The sequence below is a fragment of the Kutzneria viridogrisea DSM 43870 genome (assembly GCF_000525635.1).
GTDB classification, from domain to species: domain Bacteria; phylum Actinomycetota; class Actinomycetes; order Mycobacteriales; family Pseudonocardiaceae; genus Kutzneria; species Kutzneria viridogrisea.
On sequence record NZ_CP007155.1, the window covers coordinates 3,552,153 to 3,576,457 of the forward strand.

The following is a 24,305-nucleotide window of genomic DNA, read 5'->3' on the forward strand; positions in this document are numbered from 1 at the left end:
CGACCGGTGGCTGTACGGCGTCAACACCGAGGAGCACACCCTCGACGTCGAGGACGGAGGACACCGTTGTGTTGACCCGGCGCCCGAACCGCCAATCCGGTGACCAGTGGAGCAAAACCGAGACCACCACCTTGCTCAACGCCGTGCGACACGCACCGGTGCTGCATCCGGAGCGGCCCTACGTGCTGCAACTGGGGGAGCGGACCGCCTCGCTGTACCAGCTGGGGGCCGCGCAGCGGCACGAGCGGGCCGGGATCAACCGGCTGGTGTACTGCGGCACGGCGCTGGCCAACCTGTTCCTCGCGGTGCGCAGCCTGGGCTGGCGGGCGACCATGGAGATCGCCGGTGACGGCATGGAGCCCGACCTGGTCGCGGTGGTCCGCGCGGTCGCACGGGCCGAGCCGACCGCCGCCGAGCTGTGGCTGCACCGGCGTGTCGAGCGCATGGACCCGTACTGGGCCGAGCCGAGCCCCTGGCCGGGTGAGGCCACTGCCCTGGACCGGCTGCTGGCCTCGAACTGGTGCCCCGGCACGGACCTGCGGCTGCTCAGCGACCGGTCCGAGGTCGCCGCGGCGGCCCGCCTGGTGCTGCACGCGGGGCGCAGGCTGGACGGTGACCGCTGGTGTGCCGACGAGTTGCGGCCCTGGCTGACCCCGCAGCCCAGCGCGCTGAGCCCGGTGCCGACCACCGAGCAGCGGCCGGTCGCCACCCTGGTGGAGCCCTACGCCGACGCCGTGTGCGCGATCGCGGCCCGGCTGGTGTCCGGTCCGGTGCTGCTGGTCTGCACCAGGGGCGACACCCCGCGCGACCACGTGCTGGCCGGTGCCGCGGTGCAGAACGCCCGGCTGGCCGCCGCGGCGCTGGGGCTGTGGGTGCGCCCGGTGAGCAGGCTGATCCGTCTGGACGAGGTCCGCGCGGGCCTTGCCGAGCAGCTCGGCGTGGACGGGTACGTGCACGCCCTGCTGCGGGTGGGCCTGCCGCCTGAGCCGGAGAGTTGAGTCGGCTCGTCGACCGGTTCGGCGCCCAACGGGAGACGAACGCCACGGGCGCGCCGGTGCCCCAGTCGCGGTAGAACAGTTCGGTGCCGGTGCGTGCTTGTGGCCCGGTGTCGACCGCGGCGTGGAGGGCAGCGCATGACCGAGTACGGCTACTGGCAGGACGTCCCGACCCGGTGGAAGGACAACGACCACTACGGGCACGTCAACAACGCGGTGCACTACTCGGTGATGGACACCGTGATCAACACCTGGTTGATCGGGCAGGCCGGGCTCGACCTGGACGGGGACGGCCCGATCGGCCTGTGCGTGGAGTCGCACTGCGTCTACAAGGCCTCGCTGAGCTTCCCGGAGACGATCTCGGTGGGACTGCGCGTCGGCCACCTGGGCACCAGCAGCGTCAAGTACGAGATCGGGCTGTACAACCACGACCGGTCCACGCTGGTCGCAGAGGGCCACTTCGTGCACGTGTTCGTGGACCGGCTGACCCGCAAACCCACCCCGATCGCCGAGCCGATGCGCGGCGAGCTCGCGAAGCTGGTGAACGCATGAAGGTCAACGCCGCGGTGCTGCGCCGCACCGGGGGGCCCACGCCCTACGCGCAGGACCGGCCGCTGGAGGTCACCGAGCTGGAGCTGGACCCGCCGGGACGCGGGGAACTGCTGGTGCGCATCGGCGCCGCCGGGCTCTGCCACTCCGACCTGTCGGTGATCAACGGCTCGCGGCCCCGCCCGCTGCCGATGGTGCTCGGGCACGAGGCCGCTGGCGAGGTGGTCGAGGTCGGCCCGGACGCGGAGTTCGCGGTGGGGGACCACGTGGTGCTCGCCTTCGTGCCCGCCTGCGGTGCGTGCCGGATGTGCCTGGCCGGGCGGCCCGCGCTGTGCGAGCCGGGCGCGGTGGCCAACCGCAACGGCACCCTGCTCACCGGCCAGCGGCGCTGGCTGGCCGCCGACGGTGAGCGCCCGCACCACCACCTCGGAGTGTCGGCCTTCGCCGAATACGCTGTCGTGTCGGGCAAATCCGCCGTGCGCGTCGACCCGACCCTGCCACACGAGATCGCCGCGCTGTTCGGCTGCGCCGTGCTGACCGGTGCCGGGGCCGCCTTCCACAGCGCCGAGGTCAAGCCGGGGGAGCGGGTCGCGGTGTTCGGGCTCGGCGGGGTCGGGCTCGCCGCCCTGCTGGCCGCCAGGGCCGCCGGCGCCAGCTCGATCGTGGCGGTGGACCTGGTGCCCGGTAAGCGGGATCTCGCGCTGCGGCTGGGGGCGGCACACGCCGTCGCCGGGGGCGAGGACGCCGTGGAGCAGGTCCGCGAGCTGACCGGCGGCGGGGCCGACAAGGTCATCGACACCACCGGCAGCGAGCACGTGCTCGCGCAGGCCTACCGGGCCACGCGGATCGGCGGCACCACCGTCACGGTCGGCCTGCCGCACCCGGACCGGCAACTCGTGCTGCCCGCGCTGAGCCTGGTCGCCGAGGAGCGCACCCTGCGCGGCAGCTACCTCGGTTCCAGCGTGCCCCGCCGGGACATCCCGCGCTTCATCGAGCTGTACCAGGCCGGTCTGCTTCCCGTGCAGGAACTCGTGTCCGGGCGGTTGCGGCTGGACGAGGTCAACGCGGGCTTCGACCAGTTGGCCGGGGGAGAGGCCGTGCGCCAGGTCATCGTGCCCTGAGCGACAACCCGATCGCGGCCCGGATCGCGGCCACGAACCGCTCGGGGACGAAGTGCTCCGGATCGGTGAGTACCAGCCGGGCCGCCATCTCGAACAGGCTCACCACGGTGTGCGCGACGATGTCGGCGGCCAGCTCCGGCGGGGCGCCCACGGCGCGCAGCAGCCCCTGGGCCATCTGCTCGGCGCGGGCGAGTGTCACCGCGCGGGCCCGTTCGCGGGCGGCGTGGAACTGGGCGGGCATGTCGGCCATCGGCATGACGATGCAGTGCCAGCGGTCCGGCGACTGGCGCACCGCGTGCAGGAACTCGGCCAGCACGCGGGCGGCCAGTTCGCTCGGGTCCTGCTCCTCGGCCCGCGCGGGCAGGATCGCCAGCAGTTGGGCCAGCGCCTGCTCCTGCTCACGGTGCAGCAGCGCCTGGAGCAGGTCGGCACGGCTGGCGAACACCCCGTAGACCACCGGCTTGGTGACCCCGGCCTGCTCGGCCACGGCCTCCATCGTCACCGCCTGGTGCCCCGAGGTCACCACCAGGTGCAGCGCGGCGTCGAGTACCTGGGTCCGGCGCTGCTCGGCGGGGACCCTCGGCGCGTAGGCGCGGCGCTTGCTCACTCGGCCTCCCACTGGACAAAGCTACTCCACCGTAGCATATTGCTACTCGACGGTAGTATTTCGAGGAGGCACAGGTGGAGATCAGGTCGCTGCTGCTGGACCCGAACCGGTACGACCCGGCGCACTTCGACCCGGAGACCCGTCGGCTGCTGCGGGCCACCATCGACTGGTTCGAGGCCCGCGGCAAGCAGCGCCTGGTGCGCGACTACCACGAGAAGGTCTTCTACCAGGACTTCCTGGACTTCGCCGCCGCCGAGGGCCTGTTCGCCACCTTCCTGACCCCCGCTCGCGACGCGGGCCCCAACGCGGACAAGCGCTGGGACACCGCGCGCATCGCCGCCCTGTCCGAGGTGCTCGCCTTCTACGGGCTGAACTACTGGTACCCCTGGCAGGTCACCGTGCTGGGCCTGGGGCCGGTGTGGCAGAGCGAGAACGCCGCCGCCCGCCAGCGCGCCGCCAAGGCACTGGACGCCGGCGGGGTCGGCGCCTTCGGCCTGTCCGAGAAGGAGCACGGGGCCGACATCTACGCCTCCGACATGGTGCTCACCCCGGACGGCTCCGGGGGCTACACCGCCACCGGCGGCAAGTACTACATCGGCAACGGCAACTGCGCCACCACCGTCTCGGTGTTCGGCTGCGTCCACGGGGTCGAGGGCCCCGACCAGTACGTGTTCTTCTACGCCGACTCCACGCACCCCAACTACCACGTGGTCAAGAACGTGGTGCCCTCGCAGATGTACGTGGCCGAGTTCCGGTTGCGGGACTACCCGGTGCGCGCCGAGGACATCCTGCACACCGGCGAGGCCGCGTTCTCCGCCGCGCTGAACACCGTCAACATCGGCAAGTTCAACCTGTGCTTCGGCGGCATCGGCCTGACCACGCACGCCCTGTACGAGGCGATCACCCACGCGCACAACAGGATTCTGTACGGCAACCCGGTCACCGACTTCCCGCACGTGCGCCGCCAGTTCGTCGACGCCTGCGCCCGGCTGACCGGCATGCGGCTGTTCTCCGACCGGGCCGTGGACTACTTCCGCAGCGCCAACCCCGAGGACCGCCGCTACCTGCTGTTCAACCCGATCACCAAGATGAAGGTCACCACCGAGGCCGAGGCCGTGCTCGCCCTGATCGGGGACATCGTCGCCGCCAAGGGCTTCGAGGCCGACAACTACCTGCCGCTGGCCAAGATGGACGTCAACGGCCTGCCGAAGCTGGAGGGCACGGTCGCCGTCAACCTCGCCCTGATCGGCAAGTTCATGCCCGCCTACCTGTTCCAGCCGCAGGCCTACCCGCCCGTCGGCACCCGCACCGACCCCGCCGACGACGAGTTCCTGTTCCGCCAGGGGCCCGCCCGCGGCCTGGGCAAGGTCCGCTTCCACGACTGGCGTGAGGTCTACGCCCGGCACGCGCACCTGCCCAACGTCGCCCTGTTCACCGAGCAGGCCAACGCCTTCGCCGAGCTGCTCAGCACCGCCGCGCCCGATGCCGCCCAGCAGGGCGACATGGACTTCACGCTGACCCTCGGCGAGCTGTTCACGCTGATCGTCTACGGCCAGCTCATCCTCGAACAGGCCGAGATCCTCGGCGTGGACTCCCACCTCGTTGGTGCCGTGTTCGACGTGCTCGTCCGCGACTTCTCCCGGCACGCCGTGGAACTGCACGGCAAGCGCAGCTCCACGCCCGCCCAGCAGCAGTGGGCCGTGTCCGCCCTGCGCAAGCCCGTCACCGACGCCGCCGCCTTCGACGCGGTGTGGCAGCAGGTGCTCGCCCTGTCCGGCGCCTACGAGATGAAGCCCTGAGGGGGTCGGCCATGGCACAGGACTACGGCTTCTTCGGCCCCGACTCACCCACCTGGCAGGTCTGGACCAGCCCGACCGCGCTGATCGGCTTCCAGCGATCCGTTGTACTGGAACACTTCGACCCCCTGCTCACCGCCGCCGTCGCCGACCAGCGCGGCATCTACACCGACCCGATCGGCCGCCTCGACCGTACCCTCGCCTACTTCCTCACCATCGCTGTCGCCGACGGTGCCACCGCTGTGGCCGCCGCCGAGTTCCTGATGAAAGTGCACGCCAAGGCCACCGGTATCGACCCCGTCACCGGCAAGCGTTACAGCGCCAACAACCCCGCCTCGCAGCTGTGGATCCACGTCACCGGCTGGCATTCCGTGCTCAAGTGCTACGAGGTCTACGGTCCCGGCCGACTCACACCAGCCCAGGAGCGGCGCTACTGGGCGGAGTGCGTCATCGCCGCCGAGTTGCAGACCTGCAAACCCGCCGACGTCCCCAGTTCCCGCGAACAGGTCCGCGAGTACTTCGCCGCCGTCCGGCCCAACCTGTGCACCTCCGAACGCGCCAACGAGGGTATGCACTACCTGCTGCGCACCCCGCGTGCCCAGGGCAAGTCCCGGCTGTGGGCCATGAGCCGCCTCATGGCCCCCGCCACCATCGCCACCCTGCCCCGTTGGATGCGCCAACTCGGCAACTTCGACCAGCCCCTCGCCCTGGACCGCGCCATCCGCCCCGCCGTGCGCGCTGCCGTGCGCGTCGCGCGCTCACCCCGCGCCAAGCTCGCCGTACTGTCCGGCACGCTGCCCGCCACCCGGCACGTCCTCAAGCAGCACCTGTTCCGAGGCGTGCCCGACCGCCCCCAGACCACCACGCCCGCAGCGGCCCGCGCCGCCCTTGCGGTGCCATGAAAGTGCCGTTCCTGGCACCTGACGCCAGGAACGGCACTTTCATGGCATGGCTCTTGGTGGTCACAGCTTCGGCGGACCCTGTTCGACGCGGCGCAGCACCGGTGCCAGTTCGCCGATGTGCTCGTCGATCGGGCGCCGCTCGTCCCACCAGGTGGCGCCCGCCTCGGCCAGCGGGCCGATCAGGTCGCGGGCCTGCGCGGGATCGGTCGGGCTGATGCCGCCGACGACCACGTCGAACGGGCGGTCCGACTGTTCGGCGCGGTGCGAGTGCACGTAGCCGGCCAACTCGCGGACCTCCTCGACCGGCGGGGTCCACCCGTGCCCCGCGGAGGCGAACAGCGGCACCACCCCGTCCCAGCGGGCGGCCCGGCGCATCGGGCGGCGGTTCGGCCAGTACCCAGCGATCCAGACCGGTACCCGCGGGCGCTGCACCGGGGTGGGCAGCAGGCTCACCTCGTGCACCTGGTGGTGACGGCCCTGGTGCGTCACCGTCTCGCCTGCCCAGTACCGGTCCAGCAGTTCCAGTCCCTCGTCCAGCAGTTCGGCGATGACCACGGGGTCGGTGGGCTCGCCGAAACTGCCGTACTCGTCCTCGACCGGTGCGCCCAGCCCCGCGCCGAAGATCGTCCGCCCGGCGCTGATCTGGTCCAAAGTGGACACCTGGCGGGCCAGCTGGTGCGGCCTGCGCCTGCCGACCGGGGTGACGAGCGTGCCCAGCCTGATCCGGCTCGTGGCCAGCGCGGCCGCGGTCAGCAGCAGCCACGGGTCGGCGAAGGTCTGTCGGCGGCTCTTGACGTGCACCACGTGGTCCCAGACGAACAACGCGTCCCAGCCCGCCTGCTCCGCGGTGGCGGCCAGCGAGGCGAGCGCACGCGCGTCGGCGAAGTCGCCGAAGTTCGGAACGTTGATCGAATAGCGCATGGTTCCGACCATACTGAGGCTGTCAGGGCATTTTCGGACTCAGCGGCGCAGGGTGGTCTCCCGCTCCATGTGCGACAGCTTCTCGGGATTGCGCACGGCGTAGAGCCCGGTGACCAGGCCGTCGTCGATGCGCACCGCCACGACGGTGTCGATCTCCCCGCCCTGCCGGAGTACCAGCGCCGGGTAGCCATTGACCTGCGCCGGCCGCAGTGAACCCATGGCGGCGATCCTGCCCAGCCCGGTGGCCAGCAGGCGGGCCACCTTGTCTGCCCCCACGACGGGCCGCGGGACGGCCTGCCTGATCCCGCCACCGTCACCCAGGAAGACGACGTCCGGCGCGAGGATGTCGAGCAGGCTTTGCAGATCGCCTGTTTCGGCCGCCCGCTGGAACGCTTCGAGTGCGTAGCGGGTCTCGCCCGCGGACACGACCCCGCGCGGCCGGCGCGCCGCGACGTGTGCCCGTGCCCGGTGCGCGATCTGGCGGACCGCGGCCGGGCTCTTGTCCACGGCCTCGGCGATCTCCTCGTAGGCCAGGTCGAACACCTCGCGCAGCACGAACACCGCCCGCTCGGTCGGCGTGAGCGTCTCCAGCACCAGCAGCATCGCCATCGAGACGCTGTCGGCCAGCTCTACGTCCTCGGCCACGTCGGGCGCGGTGAGCAGCGGCTCGGGCAGCCAGGGGCCGACGTAGGACTCCCTGCGGCGGCCAAGCGTGCGCAGCCGGGTGAGTGCCTGGCGGGTGGTGATCCGGACCAGGTACGCACGCTGGTTCTCGATGGTGCCGAGCTCGACGCCCGCCCACCGCAGCCAGGTCTCCTGGAGGACGTCCTCCGCGTCGGCGGCCGAGCCGAGCATCTCGTAGGCCACGGTGAACAGCAGGTTGCGGTGGGCGAGGAACGCCTCGGTGGCGGGATCCGGGCGGTCGTCCGGGCTCCTGCTCCCGCCGCGGTCCTCGGGTGCGGTCTGCGACGTGCCGACCATGGGGGGCTCCTGTTCACTCTCGACTGTGTCACCCACCAGACGCCGGGCCCCGCCGCTGTGTGACACCGAGAAGGTAGCCAATCCTTGTTGTGGCGCGCGTCACGCGGCCACGCTGTCACAGGGGTCGGCCCGACGGCATCTCGTGGTCGTTCAGTGCGACACCACGAGTGAGGACGAGGTCATGGACACCCGATTCGCCATGTTCGACAACGAGATCACTGCCAAGTTCGCCAAGCGGTTCGCCAACGCCAGCCTGGTGATCCAGCAGTCCCCGCTGCCGAAGTCCACGCAGGAACTGGTGTCGTTGCGCGCCAGCCAGATCAACGGCTGCGGTTGGTGCATCGACATGCACACCAAGGAGGCCGCGGCCGCCGGTGAGACCCCGGTCCGGCTCAACCTGGTCGCCGCCTGGCGCGAGTCCACGGTGTTCACCGAGGCCGAGCAGGCCGCGCTGGCGCTCGCCGAGGAGGGCACCCGGCTCGCTGACGCCCACCAGGGCGTGTCCGACCAGACCTGGGCCCAGGTGCGCAAGCACTACGACGAGGACCAGATCGCCGCGCTGGTCTGCCTGGTCGCCCTGATCAACGCGGCCAACCGGCTCGCCGTCATCGTGCACCAGCGTGGAGGCTCCTACGAGCCCGGCATGTTCGCCGCCGCGGTCAACTGATCGGCAGCCGAATCCGGCCCGGCCCGGGATCGTTCGATCCGGGCCGGGCCCGCGCACGTCAGGACACTGTGTCCGGCGCGAAGTAGTCGCGTAGCAGCGCGATCCTCCCGTCACGCAGCCGGAAGATCTGCACCAGCGACATGGTCACGGTCTCCCCGGCCACGTCGAAGACGGTGTCGATCTCGGCGATGAACACCTCGGGGTCGGCGGTGTGGTGCAGCACGTAGCCGGACTTCGCCACGTCGACCGTGCCCCCGGCGGCCGGGCCCCGCGGCGCGCCGGCCGTGCGCTGGTAGTACGCGGCCATTCCGGCGCGGATCGCTTCCCGTCCGGCCAGGCGACTGGGGAACACGTGGCCGGCCGGGACGAGTGGCGCCTCGAACACCCCGTCCTCGGTGAACAGTTCGGCGAGCGCGTCGGCGTCGCGGGTCAGCGCTCCGGCATGGAGGTAGCGCCCGAAGATCTCCTGCGGGGTTGCGGACATGAGGCCTCCTTGGACGGTTCGCCGACCATGATCGCCGCTTGGCGGCCCGAGCGCACCGCCGATGTGCTCGATCGGCTTGACCGTGCCGTAGCGGCATGGTTTCAACTGCATGGGTCGGCGCGTCAGCGTCACGGGGAACCTGGGGCTGAAGTGCCTCAATTGATTCCGGCGCCCGAGTGCGCCGTCTGGAGGGAATTCAGGTGCGGAGAACCTTGCCCATTGCACTCGCGGTCGCCGCACTGGCGACGGCCGCGGTTCCGGCGGTGTCGGCGGCGGCGACGCCGAGCACCGTGAACTGGGGCCCTTGCCCGGCGGATGTCGCGTCGCCCGGCCTGGAGTGCTCGACTCTGGAAGTGCCGCTGGACTACCGGAACCCGGACGGGCGGAAGATCGAGATCGCGATCTCCCGCCTGGCGAGCAAGAACCCGTCGCAGCGCCGCGGCGTGCTGCTGACCAACCCGGGCGGTCCCGCCCCCGGGCTGAAATTCCCGGTCGATCTCATGTCCGCGCATCTGCCCCAGAGCGTGCTGGACAGCTACGACGTGATCGGGTTCGACCCGCGCGGCATCGGCCACAGCACGCCGGTGACCTGTGATCTGAAGCCGGAACAGGAGGTGAACGGCAACATCCCGCCCTACGCGAACACCGCGGCTGACGTCGCGAAGCGGGCCGAGGAGGTGAAGACCGTCGCCCGGCAGTGCGCCACCTCGAAGACGGCGTGGATGCTGCCGTACGTCACCACTGCCAACACCGCACGCGACATGGACCGGATCCGGGCCGCGCTGGGCGAGCCGAAGCTCTCCTACGACGGCTACTCCTGGGGCACCTACCTCGGCGCGGTGTACACGACGCTGTTCCCGCAACACAGCGACCGGATCGTGCTCGACAGCAACCTGGGCCCAGGCGGCTGGGACGCCGCGGGTGAACGCCTGTGGGGCCAAGGTGTTCAGGACCGGTTCCCGGACTTCGCGAAGTTCGCCGCCGCCAACAACGCCGAATACCGCCTGGGCAGCACTCCGGAGCAGGTGACCGCGAAGTACTTCGAGCTCGCCGCGCGGCTGGACAGGACGCCGGTGCAAGGGGTCGACGGTGCGACGTTCCGGATGTCCACCTTCGGCCTCCTCTTCGGCAACCCGGGCCTGCCCAAGCTGGCCGAGTTCTGGCGGGCGCTGGACACGAACCAGCCGCTGCCACCGCTGGGCCCCGGGTCGGACGGCCCCCAGCAGGACCCGGACAACCTGATCTCCGGCCGCTACTACATGATCTGCGGTGACTCGCGCTGGCCCAAGTCGGTCCAGACCTACCAGCACAACGTCGCCGTAGACCGGATCCGGTACCCGATGTTCGGTGCGGCTTCGGCCAACATCCAGCCGTGCGCGTTCTGGCCGGACCCGATCGAGCCACAGGTGCGCATCGGTGACCAGGGCCAGTCGGACGTGCTCATGGTGCAGAACCTCCGCGACGTGCCGACACCGCTGCCCGGCGCCCGGCAACTGCGGCAGGCGTTCGGGGACCGGGCCCGGATGGTCACGGCCGACCAGGGCGGCCACGGCGTCTACCTGGTCGGCAAGAACAAGTGCGCCAACAACGCGGTGACGACGTTCCTGACCACTGGCCAACGCCCACCGCACGACCTGGCCTGCGCGGCAGAAGCCCACTGATCGATCGTTGGTGAGACCCCGCAACCCGTGCGGGGTCTCACCACGCGTGACGTGCCGGTCAGCGCGTGTCGTCCGGCAGCAGTGCGGACAGCCGGACCAGGACATCGAGCTGCGCCGGGTTGTAGATATCGCGCAGCGCCTCCCCGATCGTGCGCTGCACGTAGTGGGGGCCGCCGCGTACGTCCTCGCCTCGCAGCAGTCGTCCCTGGTGCTGCTCGCGGAGCTGCACGCTGTACGGCAGCATGCGCGCGGCCAGGTCGGCGCGGGTCTGCTCATCGGCGTCAGCGGGCAGGGCGTCGAACTCGATGTCCTCCGGCGTGCGCTCGTAGCCGCGCATCCATTCCGCGAAGGGCTCTCGTCCGCCGGGGCCGAGCAGCTGCGAGATGACCACCAACAGCGAGCGTTCGGCCTCGGAGACCTCGACGCCCTCGGGTACTGCCGCGAGCTCCGGCGGCAGCATGGCCGCGGCCTTGTCCCGCAGTAGCGTGCCGATCTCGTCGCGGGCGCGCTGTAGGCGTTCGATGTCCGCGGCGAGTTTGGCGTCGAGCTCGCGCAGCGCGTCGTCGGAGGTCTGGTCGGTGTCGTCCATCTCGGTGATCTGGGCCAGCGAGAATCCGAGGTCGGCGAACCGCTTGATCCGCAGCAGGCGCACCAGGTGCCCCACGCCGTAGGACTTGTAGCCGTTCGCGCGGCGCTCGGGCTCGGGCAGCAGACCGACATCGTGGTAGTGACGCACCGTGCGCAGGCTGGTGCCGGCGAGTTCGGCCAGCTCGCGAGTGCTCCACGGCATGGTCTGCCCCTCCTGCGCAATCCGGACCTGCTGAGGCACCAAGCGGACACTGTGCCGCCACGGCATGGTCAAGCGCCGTCCCGATCATCTTCCCGCACGCCTGCTACGACAGCCCTAGGCCACGATCCGCCGCGCCCCGTAGTAGTCGCGGCCCGCCTGCTCCAGCGGCACCACCTTGACCACCTGGCCGAAGTCGGGGGCGTGCACGACCTTGCCCTCACCGATGAACATGCCCACGTGGTGGATGTCCGCCGCGGTCCCGAAGAACACGAGGTCACCGGGTCGCAGGTCGCCGCGGGACACGGGGGCGCCCTCGGCGTACTGGGTGGTGGTGATCCGGGTGATCGAGACCCCGGCCTGGCGGTACGCCCACTGCACCAGCCCGGAGCAGTCGAAGGCCACGCCCGGGCTCTCGGCGCCCAGGTTGTACGGGGTGCCCACCTGGGACAGGGCCGCGCGCACGGCGGCACCGGCCGCGCCGGGGGCGTTGATCGGGCCGTAGGACACCCCGCGGTCCCCGCGCAACGTGGTCCGCTGCGAGCTGGACAGCTGGTCGAGCGCGGTCTGCGCCTCGTTCTTGGCGCGGGTGGCCTCGGCCTCGCGCCGCCCGAGGTCGTCCTTGACCCGCTGCGCCTGGGCCGCCGCCTCACTGGCCCGCTGCTGGGCCTGCTGCGCCTGCTGGTCGGCGGAGTTCGCCTTGTCCACGGCCGAGTTCATGCCGTCCAGGACCTGCCCGTTCTGCCTGCTCACCTCGTCCAGCAGCCAGCTGCGGTCCAGGAAATCCTGCGCGGACTGGCCGCTGAGCAGCGCGGACATGCTGGTGAACTGCGTGCCGCTGAAGGAGGCCGCGGCGAACTGGTCCACCTGGCCCCGGAAGCGCTCCTGCTCCGTGCGCGCGGCCTGCCCGGCCCGCTGCGCCTTGCCGACATCGGCCTTGGCCCGCTCCACCTCGGCCTGGCGGGCCTCCAGGTCGTGCTGTGCGAGGACGTACTTCTCGTGCAACTCCTCTGCCTGCTGCCCGGCCGCCTTGAGCTTGGCGACCGGGTCCTCGTTCGCGGGCGGGTCGGCCAGCGCGGGAGCCGCGGTGAGCCCGAACAGGACGCCGACCGCGCCCGCCACCCAGAACCGGTTTGCCTTGTTCATCGCGTGCACGGGTCCCTGACGCCGAAGCCGGCCCGGGGGTTGCACCGTGAACCCCGTGACTTGTACCGGCGTGTGAATGATCGAGGGGACTACGAGTTGGAGGCAGCAGTGGAATCGAGGCGATCCGCGCCGAGCAGGCGGGACTTCCTGCGTTCCGTCGGCATGACCGGTGGCGCGGGGGTGATGTTCGCCGCCATGGGGGCACTCGGCCTCGCACCGACCGCCGGGGCCGCCCCGGCTTTCCAGCCGCCGCGGGCCGCCGACTTCCGCCTGTCCGGGCGCGTGCCCGCCTCGGTGGTGGTCCTCGGTGGCGGCGTCGCGGGCCTGGTGGCCGCCTACGAACTGGGCAAGGCGGGGTACCGCTGCACGGTGCTCGAACCCCGGGACCGGGTGGGTGGCAGGAACTTCACCGCGCGGGCCGGTACCACCCAGACCGACCTCTCGGGGACCACCCAGACCGCGAGCTTCGCCGACGGGCAGTACATGAACTGCGGACCGGCCCGCCTCGCACAGTGGATGGTCACCCTGGACTACTGCCGGGAACTGCGCGTACCGATCGAGATCTTCCCCAACACCAACGCGGACGCCTACATCTACAACGAGCGGGACGGGATGGAGCCGGGAAAGCCGGTCCGGTTCCGCACGGTGCGGTCCGACGTGCACGGCTACGTCAGTGAGTTGCTGGCCAAGGCGTCCGCGCGCGGTGCCCTCGACATGGAGTTGAGCGGGGAGGACCGCGAGCAGCTGCTGGCCTTCCTGGAGGAGTGGGGCAGCATCGGTGGCGAGTACGACTACACGGGCGGCAGCCAGCGCGGGTACAGCGCCTACCCAGGTGCTGCCGGGGATCCGGGGCGGCCGCTGCACCCGGTTCCCGATGTCTCCGCGGTCTTCAGTTCGGCCGTGGGCAGGTACCTCTCCTTCGAGTCCGAGTTCGACCAGGCCATGGTCATGTTCCAGCCGGTCGGCGGCATGGACCGGATCCCCCAGGCGTTGGCAGGGGCCATCGGCGCCGACCGGATCCGGACCAGGTGTGCGGCCACCTCGGTCCGCCAGGAGGCCAACGGGGTCCTGGTCACCTACACCGACAGCTCCGCACAGCAGCGAGAACTGCGCGCCGACTACTGCGTCTGCGCCATGCCGCCGCACATCCTGGCCCAGTTGCCGCACAACCTCGGCCCCGAGGTGCAGCGGGCGCTCACCTCGGTCAGTCCCGCTCCGGCGAGCAAGCTCGGGCTGGAGTACCGCAGCAGGTGGTGGGAGACCGAACACCGGATCTACGGCGGGATCACCTGGACCGACCTGGACCTGCGGCAGATCTGGCACCCCGCCTCGGGCTTCCACGGGGACCGAGGCGTGCTCATCGGCTACTACAACTTCGCGCGCAACGCGGCGAAGTACGACGCGATGACCCCGCAGCAGCGTGTCGATCGGGCGGTCATGCTCGGTGAACGGATCTACGGGCCGAAGTACCGGACCGAACTGGTCTCCGCGTTCTCCCAGTCCTGGATGACCACTCCGTACATCGAGGGCGCCTGGCACGACCTGCCGGAGGACACTCCCGACGCCGCCGTGCTGAAACCGGTGGCCCGGCCCACGGGCCGGGTGCTCTTCGCCGGGGACTGGCTGTCGTACGTGGATGCCTGGCAGCACGGCGCGATCCTGTCCGCCCGCGCGGCCGTCACCGCGCTGCACGGCCGAGCCCTGTCCCGGTAACGGATCCGCACTACGCTTGCCCGGTGCGCATCGTCTCGCTGCTGCCGGCGGCCACCGACCTCGTCGCGGTGCTGGGCCGCGGCGTGGACCTGGTGGGCCGCACGCACGAGTGCGACTGGCCCGCCGAGCAGGTCGCGGGCGTGCCGGTGGTCACCGCCAGCGGCATCGACCAGGCGATGGGCAGCCGGGAGATCTCCGCCGCGGTGGGCGGGGCCGCGCACGGCGGTTCCTCGCTGTACCACCTGGACGTGGACCTGCTCGCCGAGCTGGCCCCCGACCTGGTGTTGACCCAGGACCTGTGCGAGGTCTGCGCGGTGTCCTACCGGCGCGTCTCCGATGCCGTACGGGTCATGGACACGGGCACGACGGTGATCAGCCTGGAACCCAGGACCCTGTCCGACGTGCTGGGCTGCGTGCGCGAACTCGCCGCCGTGCTGGGAGTCGACGCCCAGCCCGTGCTCGACGGCCTGCACGGCAGGCTGGACGCCGTACGCGCGGCCGTGGCCGGTAGACCCCGTCCGAGGGTGGCCGCCATCGAGTGGCTGGACCCGGTGTGGCCCGCCGGGCACTGGGTTCCCGAGCAGATCGACTGCGCGGGCGGCCAACCGCTGCTGGCCGCGCCAGGTGAGCACACCTCAGCCGTGGCCTGGGCCGAGGTGGTGCGGTCCCGCCCCGAGGTGCTGCTCGTGCTGCCCTGCGGGTTCCCGCCCAAGCGCACGCTGTCCGAGTTGCACCTGCTGACTGACCGTCCTGAGTGGACGGACCTGCCCGCGGTCCGGGACGGCCGGGTCTGGGTGCTCGACGGCCCCGCCTACTTCAACCGGCCGGGCCCGCGCGTGGTCCGCGGTGCCGAGGTCCTCGCGCAGGTGCTGCACGGGGTCGGCGCGGGCGAACCCGTGACCCGGTCGGAGGCGCTGCCGGTCAGCCGATGACCAGCGTGCCCTTGCCCGCCCGCTTGGCCGCGTACATCGCGATGTCGGCCTGGCTGAGCAGGCTGTCCCCGGTGGTCTCCGGGGACAGCTCGTCCCGGGTGACCAGCCCGATGCTGACCCGCACGCCGAGCAGGGTGCCGCCGATCGCGTAGGGCTGGCTCAGCGAGGCGAGCACCCGGCGGCCCAGTTCGTGCGGCTCGTTCGTGGGCCCGTCGATCAGCACCCCGAACTCGTCCCCGCCCAGCCTCGCCACCAGGTCGCCCTCCCGCACGCAACCGGCCAGCCGCTGACCCACCGCGCGCAGCACGGCGTCCCCGGTGGCGTGCCCGTACCGGTCGTTGACCCCCTTGAAGTCGTCCACGTCGATGAACAGCAGCGACAACGGGTGGTCGGCCCGGTCCAGCCGGTCCTGGAAGGCTGCGCGGTTGGCCAGGCCGGTGACCGGGTCGTGCGTGGCCTGGTACTCCAGCTCGGCCCGGCTGTCGACCAGGCTGCGCAGCAGGCGCACGTTGTCCGCCGAGGTCAGCAGCTGGCGCAGCGCCATCAGGGCCACCACTGCCAGCCCCAGGTACACCTCGGTGGGGCCCAGGTCGATGCCGGTGGCCGTGCCCACGCCGATGAACACCCCGGTGACCACCAGCGGCAGGAAGGGCACCAGCAGGTGCAGGTACGCCCCCGTGCGCAGCCGGTCGTCGCTGACCGCGGCGCGGGACCGCGGCGGCGGGGCCCACGGGGCCAGCGCGTACAGCAGGGGCGCCGCCATGAAGCCCGCGTCGGCCAGCGGAGGGATGGCGTTGGCCCCGTTGGCCACCAGGTAGGCGAACAGCCAGGCGGACCCGGACTGGGTCAGCGCGGCACCGAACAGCACCCACATCGCGGTCTGCCGTGCGGCGGGCCGGGTGCGGGCCAGCACGACCATGATCAGCATGACCACCAGGTACACGGCCGGGTGCGCCACCACGGTGACGAAGCCCGGGCCGGAGGAGGCCCAGGACCGGGCGATCTGCTCGGACAGCGTGATGGACACCAGGATCGCCAGCGACCCGGCCAGGATCAGCCCGTCCAGCAGCAGCAACGCTCGGTTGCGCTGCACGGCCGGGGGTTCCTCGGCATCGGGCTCGCCGCGGGCCATGGTCAGCACCGCGGGCAGCAGGAACACCGCGGTCATGATGAAGCCGAGCGGGGCGAGCGTGGTCGCCGGCAGCGCCACCCCGGCCAGCACCTGGCTGGAGATCCACGCCAGCAGGCCGATGGTCAGGCTGATCGCGCTGCACAGCATCCAACCGCGCCAGCGCCGGTCGTTGCCGCGTGCGCGGCGGGCGGTCCACGCGTAGCCGAACACCGCCAGGAAGCTGCACACCAGCTGCAACACGTCGTCAACGGCCACCGCGCCCGAGTGGGGCAGTACCCCGGGGTACACGGCGTAGACGCAGACGGCGAGTACGAGCGCGGCGGAACCGCACAGGATCATGAACGGTCGTGCCTTCATCCGCGGCAACCACCCCGGCGGCGCTCGTCATCAACTGGCCGTGAAGACAGAAGGGTACTGCTTCGGAATGGAGGAGCAACCCGTTCCGGGCCGAACGCGCCCTTTCCGGCCGAGTCGCTGGTCAAATTCCTGATCGCACTCGGGATGCGTGACCATTCACCCAGTTCACTGGTGCGCAAAATGCTGTCTGCAAGTGACCAGACCCGACCCGCGTGCCATGAAAGTGCCGTTCACTGCGTTGAACGCCATGAACGGCACTTTCATGGCATTCCAGTGCGCTGTGACTTCAGTGAGGATCGAAACTGACGAATCGACAGCGTGCCCAGTGGTGGACCTGGTGCGAACGGCGCGCGTAGTGTGGCGCGGCTGAATCGAGTCACCTGGGGAGGCGCGATGTCGCGTTGGGGTCTGACCCTGCTCACGGCCGTGGCGTTGGCGGCAACGGGGGCACCGGCGCTGGCGGACACGGCGCCCGGGGGACCGGGGACGAACTCGTACTTCGACCTGGGGCGCAAGGACTGCCTGGGCACGGCGCGCAACAACACCTCGAAGATCTGGTACACGGTGGCGAACGGCGTGCTGTCGGACGTCTACGAGCCGACGATCGACAACACCAATGTGGGGACCTTGCAGTACGTGGTGACGGACGGGACGTTCACCGACGTGCAGACGCGCGACACGACCTACACCGTGGCGGCGGACAAGACCGGCATGGCCTGCACCGTGACGGCCACCAGCCGCAGTCACGGCTACCAGCTGGTGACCACGTATGTGACCGACCCGGCGCGGGACTCGGTGGTCATGCGCACGCGGGTGGACGGCCCGCCGAACCTGCGGGTCTACGCGCAGCTGGACGCGCACGTGAACGGCAACGGTGGCGGCGGCAAGGACAACGGCGGCGCGGACAGCGGGATCGTGGACGGCAACGCCGCCGTCGTGTACGACACGGGCACGGTGAGCCAGGCGGCCAACCGGGACTACGCGGTGCCGACGTACCTGGCGATGCAGGCGAGCTCGGGCAAGGCACCGAAGGTCGGCTACGCGGGCAGCCAGCCCGGTGCGAGCGCGGCGGCCAATGGGCACATCGTGGCCTCGCAGGAGGTCACTCCGGTGCGCGGCAAGGAGTTCACGCTCACGCTCGGGTTCGGGCGCACGCAGCAGCAGGCGGTGGACACCGGCCGGGCCTCGCTGGCGAAGCCCTTCGAGGAGCTGCGCGGGGACTACGAGGACGGTTGGCGGGACTACGACAGCGGCCTGGCCCCTGGAACGTCCACACTGGACGCGAACGTGCTGAAGGCCAGCGTGGACAAGACCTTCCCCGGTGCGGTGGCCGCCTCGCTGGCCAGCCCGTGGGGGCAGGCGGTGAACGCGGGCGCGCTCGTGGGCGGCAAGCCGGTGTACTTCGGCTCGTACCGGGAGGTGTTCGCCCGGGACGCGTACGAGGCGTTCACGGGCTTCCTGGCGGCGGGGGACCGGTCCACGGCGCGTGCGGTGGCCAGGTTCCTGCTCACCAAGCAGCAGCTGCCGACCGGGGAGATCCCGCGCAACTCCCTGCTGAACGGCAAGGTCGCGCCGGACACCGGCGGGGACCAGCTGGACGAGACGGCGTACCCGATCCTGATGGCGTACTTGGCGAACCTCCAGGACGACCGTCCGTTGTGGACTGACCACGTCAAGCCCGCCGCGGACTACCTGGTGTCGCACGGGCCTTTCTACGGAGTGGAGCGCTGGGAGGAGCAGTCGGGCTACTCGCCATCGACCATCGCGGCGGAGATCGCGGGGCTGACGGCCGCCGCGGCCGTCGCCCAGCGGCAGGGCGACGGCGCGGACGCACGGGTGTACCAGGCGGCGGCCGACGAGTTCCAGCGCTCGGTGAAGTCCTGGACGGTGACCAGCAGCGGGCCGTACGCGCCGAGGTACTTCACCCGCCTGACCAAGAACGGCGACCCGAACTCGGCGGTCCGCTACAACCTGGGCAACGGCGGGCCGACCGTGGACCAGCGGTCCGTTGTGGACGGTGGCTTCCAGGAACTGGTGCGGCTGGGCGAGCTCGCGCCGAACGACCCGGACCACCTGGCCTCCCTTGCGGTGCTGGACAAGCAGATCGCGGTGCGGACGGCCACCGGCACCGGCTACTACCGGTACGGGACCTCGGCGGCGCAGGGCAGCGCGGACGGCTACGGCGAGTGCTACCAGCCCAGCCAGAGCTCCTGCAAGGTCGTGGGCCAGCCGTGGCCGACCGATAACACCGGTACGGGCCACCTGTGGCCGGTGCTGTCCGGGGAGCGGGCCGAGTCCAAGCTGCTGCTGGGCGACCAGTCCGGTGCCAGGGAACTGCTGGACAGCATGGTGAACTCGGCGTCCGGGGTCGGGCTCGTCCCCGAGCAGGCGTGGGAGTCCCCGGACCTGGCGGCCTCCCCGTACGGCACGGACCCGGCCACGGCCTCGATCGGGTTCGCCAACGGCAAGGCCGCGGGATCGGCCGCACCGCTGACCTGGGCGCAGGCACAGCGCCTGCGGCTGCGCGCGGACCTGAACGCCAACAAGGTGCTGGACCGTCCCGAGCTGACCACGAGCCGGTACGTCAGCAATCCCGCTCCGGGCAAGGCCGAGGTCACGATCAGCTCACCGGCCGCGGGCAGCACCGTCTCCGGCGGCACGACCTCGGTCACCGGCCACACGGTTGCCGGGGCGGCGGTCACCGTGCAGTCGGCGGGCACCGACGTGGGCAGTCACGCGGCCACGGTCAGCACGACGGCCGGTGCGGACGGCTCGTTCACCGTGGCGGTCCCGGTGTCCTTCGGGGCCACGGCGCTGAGTGTGGGCGTCTCGGCCTCCGCCAACCGGACCGGGTTCGCGCGGGTCTCGGTGACCGGTGACCTCGTCGGCGGCACCTCCGTCCTGGACCAGGCCGACCCGGCCGGGGACGACCACGGTCCGGGCACCTACCAGTACCCGACGGCGGCCGACTTCGCCTCGGGTTCCTTCGACCTGACCAGGTTCCAGGTGATCAGCTCCGGGGACACGGTGTACCTGCGGACCACGCTGGCCAACCTGGTGCCCACCTTCGGGTCCACGATGGGCGCGCAGCTGCTGGACATCTACGTGGGCCAGCCGGGCAAGGCGACCTCCACGGCGGCGCCGCACCCCTCGCGGAACTACTCGGTGGGGCCCTGGAGCCAGCGCGTCGAGTTGCAGGGCTTCGCGGCCCCGGTATGGGTGGACGCGGCGGGCAACCAGGTGGGCACCCCGACCGCGGCCGTGGCCTCGGCGGAAGGCCACACGATCACCGTGGCCCTGCCCAAGGCCCAGTTCGGCGACCCCGCCAAGGGCTGGACCTTCGCGGTGGTGCTCACCGGCCAGGACGGCTACAGCGCCGACCTTGCGCGCGGCTTCACCGCGGCCCCCAGCGGCTACCAGTTCGGGGTCTGCGCCGCGGGCGGTACCGCGCCGGTCTGCCGGGTCGATCCGGGTTCGGTGCCCAAGGCGGTGGACGTGCTCACGCCCACCGGCACCGATCAGGCCACGGAGCTGGACCCGACCCGGGGCAGCGTGCTGATCAAGTCGGTCATCGTGCCCTGACCCGAGGGGCGCCGACCGGTCCAGTCGATCACGATCGCGCTGGCGTTGTCCCGGCCACCGAGCGTCTCGGCCGCCGCGGTCAGCGCCCGCGCGGGCTGGTCGGCGTGCGCCAGCTCGCGGTGCATGGTGGCCGCGGGCACGATCTTGTGCACCCCGTCGGTGGACAGCAGCAGGCCCGAGCCCGCGGTGCGCACCTGGGTCCAGCCGATCTGGTCGGTGGTCGTGGTGCGCACCGTGTTGGTGACGATGTGCTCCATGTGCGGGGTGGTCGGCCGCAGCTGCGAGCGCAGGTAGGCGGCCACGGTCTGGTCCACGGTGAGCTGGGTGACCGAGTTGTCGTCCCACAGGTAGGCGCGGCAGTCGCCGACCCAGGCGATGCGGTACCCGGTGCTGACCCGGTCGGTGAACGGCACGGCCACCACGATCACGCAGTCGTCCCGGCTGTTGCGCAGTACCTGCTGCGCGGCGAGCACGGCCTGGATGGCCCCGTGCCCGCTGGGCGTGGCCACCGCGGCCTTGACCGCCTTGCGCGCGGCCTCGGCCGAGCCCGCGGTGTCCCCGATGCCGTCGGCCACGGCGAACACGAACTGCCCGCTGTCGGGGTCCCTGCGGCAGGCCACCGCGTCCGCGTTGGTCCTGCGCTGCCCCTGACCGCTGGCCGCGTCCCAGGCGGTGGTGCCCTGTACGAGATCGTTCACGCCGATCCCCTCCCCGAACCCGACGGTGGCACTGGCCCACCGTGCTACGACCAGGATCACGGACTTGCCTGTGAAGACGCTGAGACGGCCGTAGGTGGTTGCTGTGGGATTTATGCCGCCCTGTGATGGCCCGCCGGCCGCAGTGGAGGTCGTCCACCGGAGGGGCGCCCGCTGGGCCGGATGGTGGAGTCGTCGGCGGCGGTCGCCGTGTCCGCAGTTGAGGAGGGTAGGGCATCGCCGCGCCCAGGGGTGGGTGAACGGTCATCGGCGTGTCCGCGGTGCACCGCGTACAGCAGGCCCATGCCCACCACCAGCAGCCCGTGTGAGGCGACCCGGCCCAGCGTGGCCGTGCCGTCCAGCAGGTCGTGCACGGAGAAGGCGCCGAGCACCAGCAGGAAGCCGCCCAGCAGCGGCAACATGCCCGAGGCCGCCCGCGTGCGCAGGGCGGCCCACAACATGCCCAGGCCCAGCGCGAGGTTCCAGGCGGTGCTCTCGTTGAACAGGTGCGCGCTGCCCGCCATGTCCGGCATGCCCTGGTCCACGCCCAGCACCTCGGCCATGCCCAGGGTGAGCTGGGCCACCGCCACCGCGCCCAGCGCGGCCCTCGCCCACCAGCCCCGGCTCGGCGCGGGCAGCACGGCGGTCTCCAGCACCGGCCCGACCAGGTCCGGGGTCGCCGTCGCGGGCCGCACGCGCAGGGCCCTGGTCAGCGCGGTGGCGCGGGCCTGCCACTGCTGGCACGCCGGGCACTGGGCCAGGTGCTCGTCGGTCCAGGCTGCGGGCACCGGTTCCTGCTCGGCGTCCAGCCGGGCCGACAGCGCCTCGCGACAGGTTGCACACTCCACGTCCAGATTGTCGTACGGGAGTGCCTCTCAGTTCCCGTGGGGCGGTGGATTACCCTCCTGGACCGTGAGCTGGTCAGAGGCGCAGGACGCGCAGGTCACCGAGTTCGCCCTGGCCGCGGGCCGGGGCGAGGCGGGCGCGCTGGAGCAGTTCATCCGCGCCACCCAGCGCGACGTGTGGCGGTTCGTGGCGCACCTGGCCGACGTGGGCAGCGCCGACGACCTGGCCCAGGACACCTACCTGCGCGCGATCGGCAGCCTGCCGCGCTTCGCGGGACGGTCCTCGGCGCGGACCTGGCTGCTGTCCATCGCGCGGCGCGTGGTGGTCGACCAGGTCCGGTCCGCGGTGGCCCGCCCGCGCACCGCCGCCGGGGTGGACTGGGTGCAGGCCGCCGAGGGCGGCTCGCCCCGCGCCACCGGGTTCGAGGACGTGGTGGAGCTGAACCTGCTGCTGGAGGGCCTGGACCCCGACCGGCGCGAGGCGCTGGTGCTCACCCAGGTGCTCGGCCTGCCCTACGCGGAGGCCGCCGAGGTCAGCGGCTGCCCGATCGGCACGGTCCGCTCGCGCGTGGCCAGGGCCCGCGACGACCTGGTGCAGGCCATGCGGGAACCCAACACCGGCACCGGCTGATCACTTCAGCCGCAACGCCAGCTTCGGGCACAGGGCGGCCGCCTGGCGTGCGTGGTGTTCCACCGCGGCGGGCACTTCCGGTTCGCGCGAGCCGTCCCGGGGCAGTGGATAGCCCCACGGGTCGGTGGCCAGTACCTCGGGCAGCAGCTCCGCGCACAGCCCGCGTCCGTCGCACGCGGTCCAGTCGATGTGCAGTCGAGTCATCGTGTGCACCCGCCCCTCAGGTGCGCGTCGACCTCGCGCTCGAAGGTGATCAGGGTGCTGCGCAGCAGTCGCACGCTGGCGTCCGGGTGGTGGCACGCGCCGCGGCCGGTCACCAGCCCGGCGAGGGTGTGCAGCGCTCGCACGGTGTCCGGCGTAGCCTGGCGGCGGGCCAGCGCACCGAGCAGGTCGGCGATGCGCGGCAGCCCGTTGCGGCACGGACCGCACTGACCGGCGCTCTGCCTTGCCAGGTAGGACATGACGCGCGCGGTCTCCACCAGGCCGCACGCCCCGGTCGGCAGGGCCATCACCACCCCGGCGCCACGGGACTGGTCGCTGTCCCAGGTGCCGTGGTAGCCGCCGACCAGCACGTGACCCCGCACGCCGCCCGCCATGGCGAGCAAGGTGTCCACGGCCGTGCCCGTCGGCACCTCGTAAACCCCAGGCGTGGCAACGGCTCCGCTCACGGTGGCCAAGTAGGTGCCCGGGGCCTCCCGGCTCCCGACGTCGCGGAACCAGTCCGCACCGTAGCGCGCGATCTGCGCCAGGTGGGCGAGCGTCTCCACGTTCTGCACCAGGAACCCCAGCTGTGGCAAGGGTTGTTGCCGGTCCCGTGGCACGGCACGCCGCCCGGCGATGGCGTTGAGCACCGCGGTCTCCTCGCCCGCGAGGAACGTGTCAGGGGCCTCCACAATGGACACACGGTCACCCGGTCGCTGGGCCAGCGCGCGGCGGGCGTGTGCCGCCGCCGCGGGTGAGGCGTACAGGTAGCACCGGCTCGCGTTGACCGCCCGTGCGGCCAGCAGCAACCCGTCCAGCACGAGATGTGGCCTGCGCTGCAACAAGGTCAGGTCCTTGCGGCTGGCCGGTTCGCCCTCCGCCGCGTTGCCGATCACCACTGGTCGGCGGGTCCGCGCCACGGCGGCGAGCTTGCGCCAGGTGGGGAAGCCGCCGCCACCCCGGCCGGTCAGCCCCGCGGTGCGCACGGCGCTGATCAGGTCGGTGGCGCGGCCCGGCCACGGGGCGTCCGGTTCGGTCTGGTCGAGCAGCCGGACCACGCTGGTCGTGGTTGTCATCGGACCTCCACAGGTCTTGGGGCGCAACGCCAGATGAGTGCCGCCGCCACGGTCGCGGCCGACAGGGCGAAGACCGCCCACAGCCACAGTTGGCTGGTGTCGCTGCCCGTGCCGATCGCGTGCATCAGGGCGATCGGCCAGGTGGCGTAGGCAGCCCAGTGCACGAACCGCCAGGCGCGCAGGCCGATCCGTTGCCGCAGCAGGCTGGTGACGGTGATCGCCAGCAGCAGGTCGAGGGTGAGCGTGCCCAGCCCGAGCCAGAGTGGTTGGTACTGGCCGAAGAACGGTACGACCAGGTCCACCAGCCGCAGCTGGGCGTAGGGGTCGAACAACAGGGTTGCGATGTGCACCAACAGGAAGCTGACCGCCAGCATGCTGGCGTTGCGGTGCACGGCGGCCACCGCGAACCGGGGCAGGCCCGCGAGTTGACGGCCCGAGCCGTTCACGATGCCCGTGCGACCGAGATCGTCACCAGTGCCAGCGCGACCACGCCGCTGCCACGTCCCAAGTACCACAACGCATCC

23 protein-coding genes are annotated in these 24,305 nt (G+C 71.6%); 11 read left to right on the forward strand and 12 right to left on the reverse strand.

The genetic code is table 11. The features are described 5' to 3' along the window. Positions 1-68: 68 nt before the first annotated feature. The 3 genes from KALB_RS15960 (at position 69) to KALB_RS15970 (ending at position 2,665) form a co-directional block, all read left to right on the forward strand. Positions 69-998, forward strand: coding sequence for a hypothetical protein (locus tag KALB_RS15960; protein ID WP_025356712.1), 930 nt, complete (start codon positions 69-71; stop codon positions 996-998). A gap of 135 nt (positions 999-1,133) precedes the next feature. Beyond that, positions 1,134-1,547: an acyl-CoA thioesterase gene (locus KALB_RS15965; RefSeq protein WP_025356713.1), complete on the forward strand. Its 414-nt coding sequence runs from the start codon at positions 1,134-1,136 to the stop codon at positions 1,545-1,547. Further along, a complete protein-coding gene (locus KALB_RS15970; protein ID WP_025356714.1) occupies positions 1,544-2,665 on the forward strand; it encodes a zinc-binding dehydrogenase in 1,122 nt (373 codons plus the stop codon). Before KALB_RS15965 ends, KALB_RS15970 begins: the two co-directional genes overlap by 4 nt. Here KALB_RS15970 and KALB_RS15975 read toward each other — a convergent pair. Further along, the gene (locus KALB_RS15975) at positions 2,652-3,272 is read right to left on the reverse strand and encodes a TetR/AcrR family transcriptional regulator (RefSeq protein ID WP_025356715.1); all 621 of its coding nucleotides are present in this window, start codon (positions 3,270-3,272) and stop codon (positions 2,652-2,654) included. The two genes, KALB_RS15970 and KALB_RS15975, sit on opposite strands and share 14 nt — an antisense overlap. Before the next feature lie 89 nt (positions 3,273-3,361). Here KALB_RS15975 and KALB_RS15980 point away from each other — a divergent pair, with 89 nt between their 5' ends. Both KALB_RS15980 and KALB_RS15985 read left to right on the forward strand, forming a co-directional pair. Next, positions 3,362-5,071, forward strand: a complete 1,710-nt coding sequence (locus KALB_RS15980) for an acyl-CoA dehydrogenase family protein (RefSeq protein ID WP_025356716.1) — start codon at positions 3,362-3,364, stop codon at positions 5,069-5,071. 11 nt (positions 5,072-5,082) lie between these two features. Continuing rightward, positions 5,083-5,970 (forward strand): oxygenase MpaB family protein, encoded by an 888-nt coding sequence (locus tag KALB_RS15985; protein WP_025356717.1) that lies wholly within the window; start codon positions 5,083-5,085, stop codon positions 5,968-5,970. A 60-nt stretch (positions 5,971-6,030) separates the two neighbouring features. On the opposite strand, the gene KALB_RS15990 is transcribed toward KALB_RS15985, so the two are convergent. After that, positions 6,031-6,891 (reverse strand): LLM class flavin-dependent oxidoreductase, encoded by an 861-nt coding sequence (locus KALB_RS15990; RefSeq protein WP_025356718.1) that lies wholly within the window; start codon positions 6,889-6,891, stop codon positions 6,031-6,033. Between the two features lie 39 nt (positions 6,892-6,930). Then, positions 6,931-7,872 (reverse strand): RNA polymerase sigma-70 factor, encoded by a 942-nt coding sequence (locus tag KALB_RS15995; RefSeq protein WP_025356719.1) that lies wholly within the window; start codon positions 7,870-7,872, stop codon positions 6,931-6,933. Between the two features lie 181 nt (positions 7,873-8,053). Here KALB_RS15995 and KALB_RS16000 point away from each other — a divergent pair, with 181 nt between their 5' ends. Beyond that, on the forward strand, positions 8,054-8,539 hold the full coding sequence (locus KALB_RS16000) for a carboxymuconolactone decarboxylase family protein (protein ID WP_025356720.1): 486 nt from the start codon (positions 8,054-8,056) through the stop codon (positions 8,537-8,539). 58 nt (positions 8,540-8,597) lie between these two features. Here KALB_RS16000 and KALB_RS16005 read toward each other — a convergent pair whose 3' ends face one another. After that, on the reverse strand, positions 8,598-9,023 hold the full coding sequence (locus tag KALB_RS16005) for a nuclear transport factor 2 family protein (protein ID WP_025356721.1): 426 nt from the start codon (positions 9,021-9,023) through the stop codon (positions 8,598-8,600). A 200-nt stretch (positions 9,024-9,223) separates the two neighbouring features. Here KALB_RS16005 and KALB_RS16010 point away from each other — a divergent pair, with 200 nt between their 5' ends. Next, entirely contained in the window at positions 9,224-10,684 is a 1,461-nt protein-coding gene (locus KALB_RS16010; protein ID WP_025356722.1) for an alpha/beta hydrolase, read from the forward strand. 58 nt (positions 10,685-10,742) lie between these two features. Here the strand turns inward: KALB_RS16010 and KALB_RS16015 are convergent, their stop codons facing one another. Further along, positions 10,743-11,474, reverse strand: coding sequence for a helix-turn-helix domain-containing protein (locus KALB_RS16015; RefSeq protein ID WP_025356723.1), 732 nt, complete (start codon positions 11,472-11,474; stop codon positions 10,743-10,745). Positions 11,475-11,588: 114 nt separating this feature from the next. After that, positions 11,589-12,617 carry a C40 family peptidase gene (locus KALB_RS16020; RefSeq protein ID WP_030111276.1) on the reverse strand — a complete coding sequence of 343 codons (1,029 nt, stop codon included), beginning with the start codon at positions 12,615-12,617 and terminating at the stop codon, positions 11,589-11,591. 108 nt (positions 12,618-12,725) lie between these two features. Here KALB_RS16020 and KALB_RS16025 point away from each other — a divergent pair, with 108 nt between their 5' ends. Both KALB_RS16025 and KALB_RS16030 read left to right on the forward strand, forming a co-directional pair. Then, on the forward strand, positions 12,726-14,330 hold the full coding sequence (locus KALB_RS16025; protein ID WP_035976583.1) for a flavin monoamine oxidase family protein: 1,605 nt from the start codon (positions 12,726-12,728) through the stop codon (positions 14,328-14,330). A gap of 23 nt (positions 14,331-14,353) precedes the next feature. Continuing rightward, a complete protein-coding gene (locus KALB_RS16030) occupies positions 14,354-15,262 on the forward strand; it encodes a cobalamin-binding protein (RefSeq protein ID WP_025356726.1) in 909 nt (302 codons plus the stop codon). Here KALB_RS16030 and KALB_RS50040 read toward each other — a convergent pair. After that, positions 15,252-16,751 (reverse strand): GGDEF domain-containing protein, encoded by a 1,500-nt coding sequence (locus KALB_RS50040; RefSeq protein ID WP_025356727.1) that lies wholly within the window; start codon positions 16,749-16,751, stop codon positions 15,252-15,254. The genes KALB_RS16030 and KALB_RS50040 overlap by 11 nt on opposite strands. A gap of 393 nt (positions 16,752-17,144) precedes the next feature. On the opposite strand from KALB_RS50040, the gene KALB_RS16040 reads away from it, so the two are divergent. Then, positions 17,145-20,333, forward strand: coding sequence for a glucodextranase DOMON-like domain-containing protein (locus tag KALB_RS16040; protein WP_025356728.1), 3,189 nt, complete (start codon positions 17,145-17,147; stop codon positions 20,331-20,333). On the opposite strand, the gene KALB_RS16045 is transcribed toward KALB_RS16040, so the two are convergent. Together KALB_RS16045 and KALB_RS16050 are read right to left on the reverse strand one after the other, a co-directional pair. Beyond that, the gene (locus tag KALB_RS16045; RefSeq protein ID WP_148309484.1) at positions 20,270-21,031 is read right to left on the reverse strand and encodes a PP2C family protein-serine/threonine phosphatase; all 762 of its coding nucleotides are present in this window, start codon (positions 21,029-21,031) and stop codon (positions 20,270-20,272) included. The two genes, KALB_RS16040 and KALB_RS16045, sit on opposite strands and share 64 nt — an antisense overlap. Before the next feature lie 110 nt (positions 21,032-21,141). Continuing rightward, a complete protein-coding gene (locus KALB_RS16050) occupies positions 21,142-21,876 on the reverse strand; it encodes a zf-HC2 domain-containing protein (protein ID WP_025356730.1) in 735 nt (244 codons plus the stop codon). 64 nt (positions 21,877-21,940) lie between these two features. Here KALB_RS16050 and sigC point away from each other — a divergent pair, with 64 nt between their 5' ends. Continuing rightward, the gene (sigC, locus tag KALB_RS16055) at positions 21,941-22,504 is read left to right on the forward strand and encodes an RNA polymerase sigma factor SigC (protein ID WP_025356731.1); all 564 of its coding nucleotides are present in this window, start codon (positions 21,941-21,943) and stop codon (positions 22,502-22,504) included. Here sigC and KALB_RS16060 read toward each other — a convergent pair whose 3' ends face one another. Genes KALB_RS16060 through KALB_RS16070 form a run of 3 tightly spaced genes read right to left on the reverse strand, consistent with a single transcriptional unit; the run spans position 22,505 to position 24,227 of the window. After that, positions 22,505-22,708 (reverse strand): ferredoxin, encoded by a 204-nt coding sequence (locus tag KALB_RS16060; RefSeq protein ID WP_025356732.1) that lies wholly within the window; start codon positions 22,706-22,708, stop codon positions 22,505-22,507. Continuing rightward, complete coding sequence (locus KALB_RS16065) at positions 22,705-23,781, reverse strand: NADH-ubiquinone oxidoreductase-F iron-sulfur binding region domain-containing protein (protein ID WP_051913134.1); 1,077 nt, start codon at positions 23,779-23,781, stop codon at positions 22,705-22,707. Before KALB_RS16065 ends, KALB_RS16060 begins: the two co-directional genes overlap by 4 nt. Beyond that, positions 23,778-24,227: a ferric reductase-like transmembrane domain-containing protein gene (locus KALB_RS16070; RefSeq protein ID WP_201771926.1), complete on the reverse strand. Its 450-nt coding sequence runs from the start codon at positions 24,225-24,227 to the stop codon at positions 23,778-23,780. The genes KALB_RS16065 and KALB_RS16070 overlap by 4 nt, the downstream gene beginning before the upstream one ends. Positions 24,228-24,305: the final 78 nt, after the last annotated feature.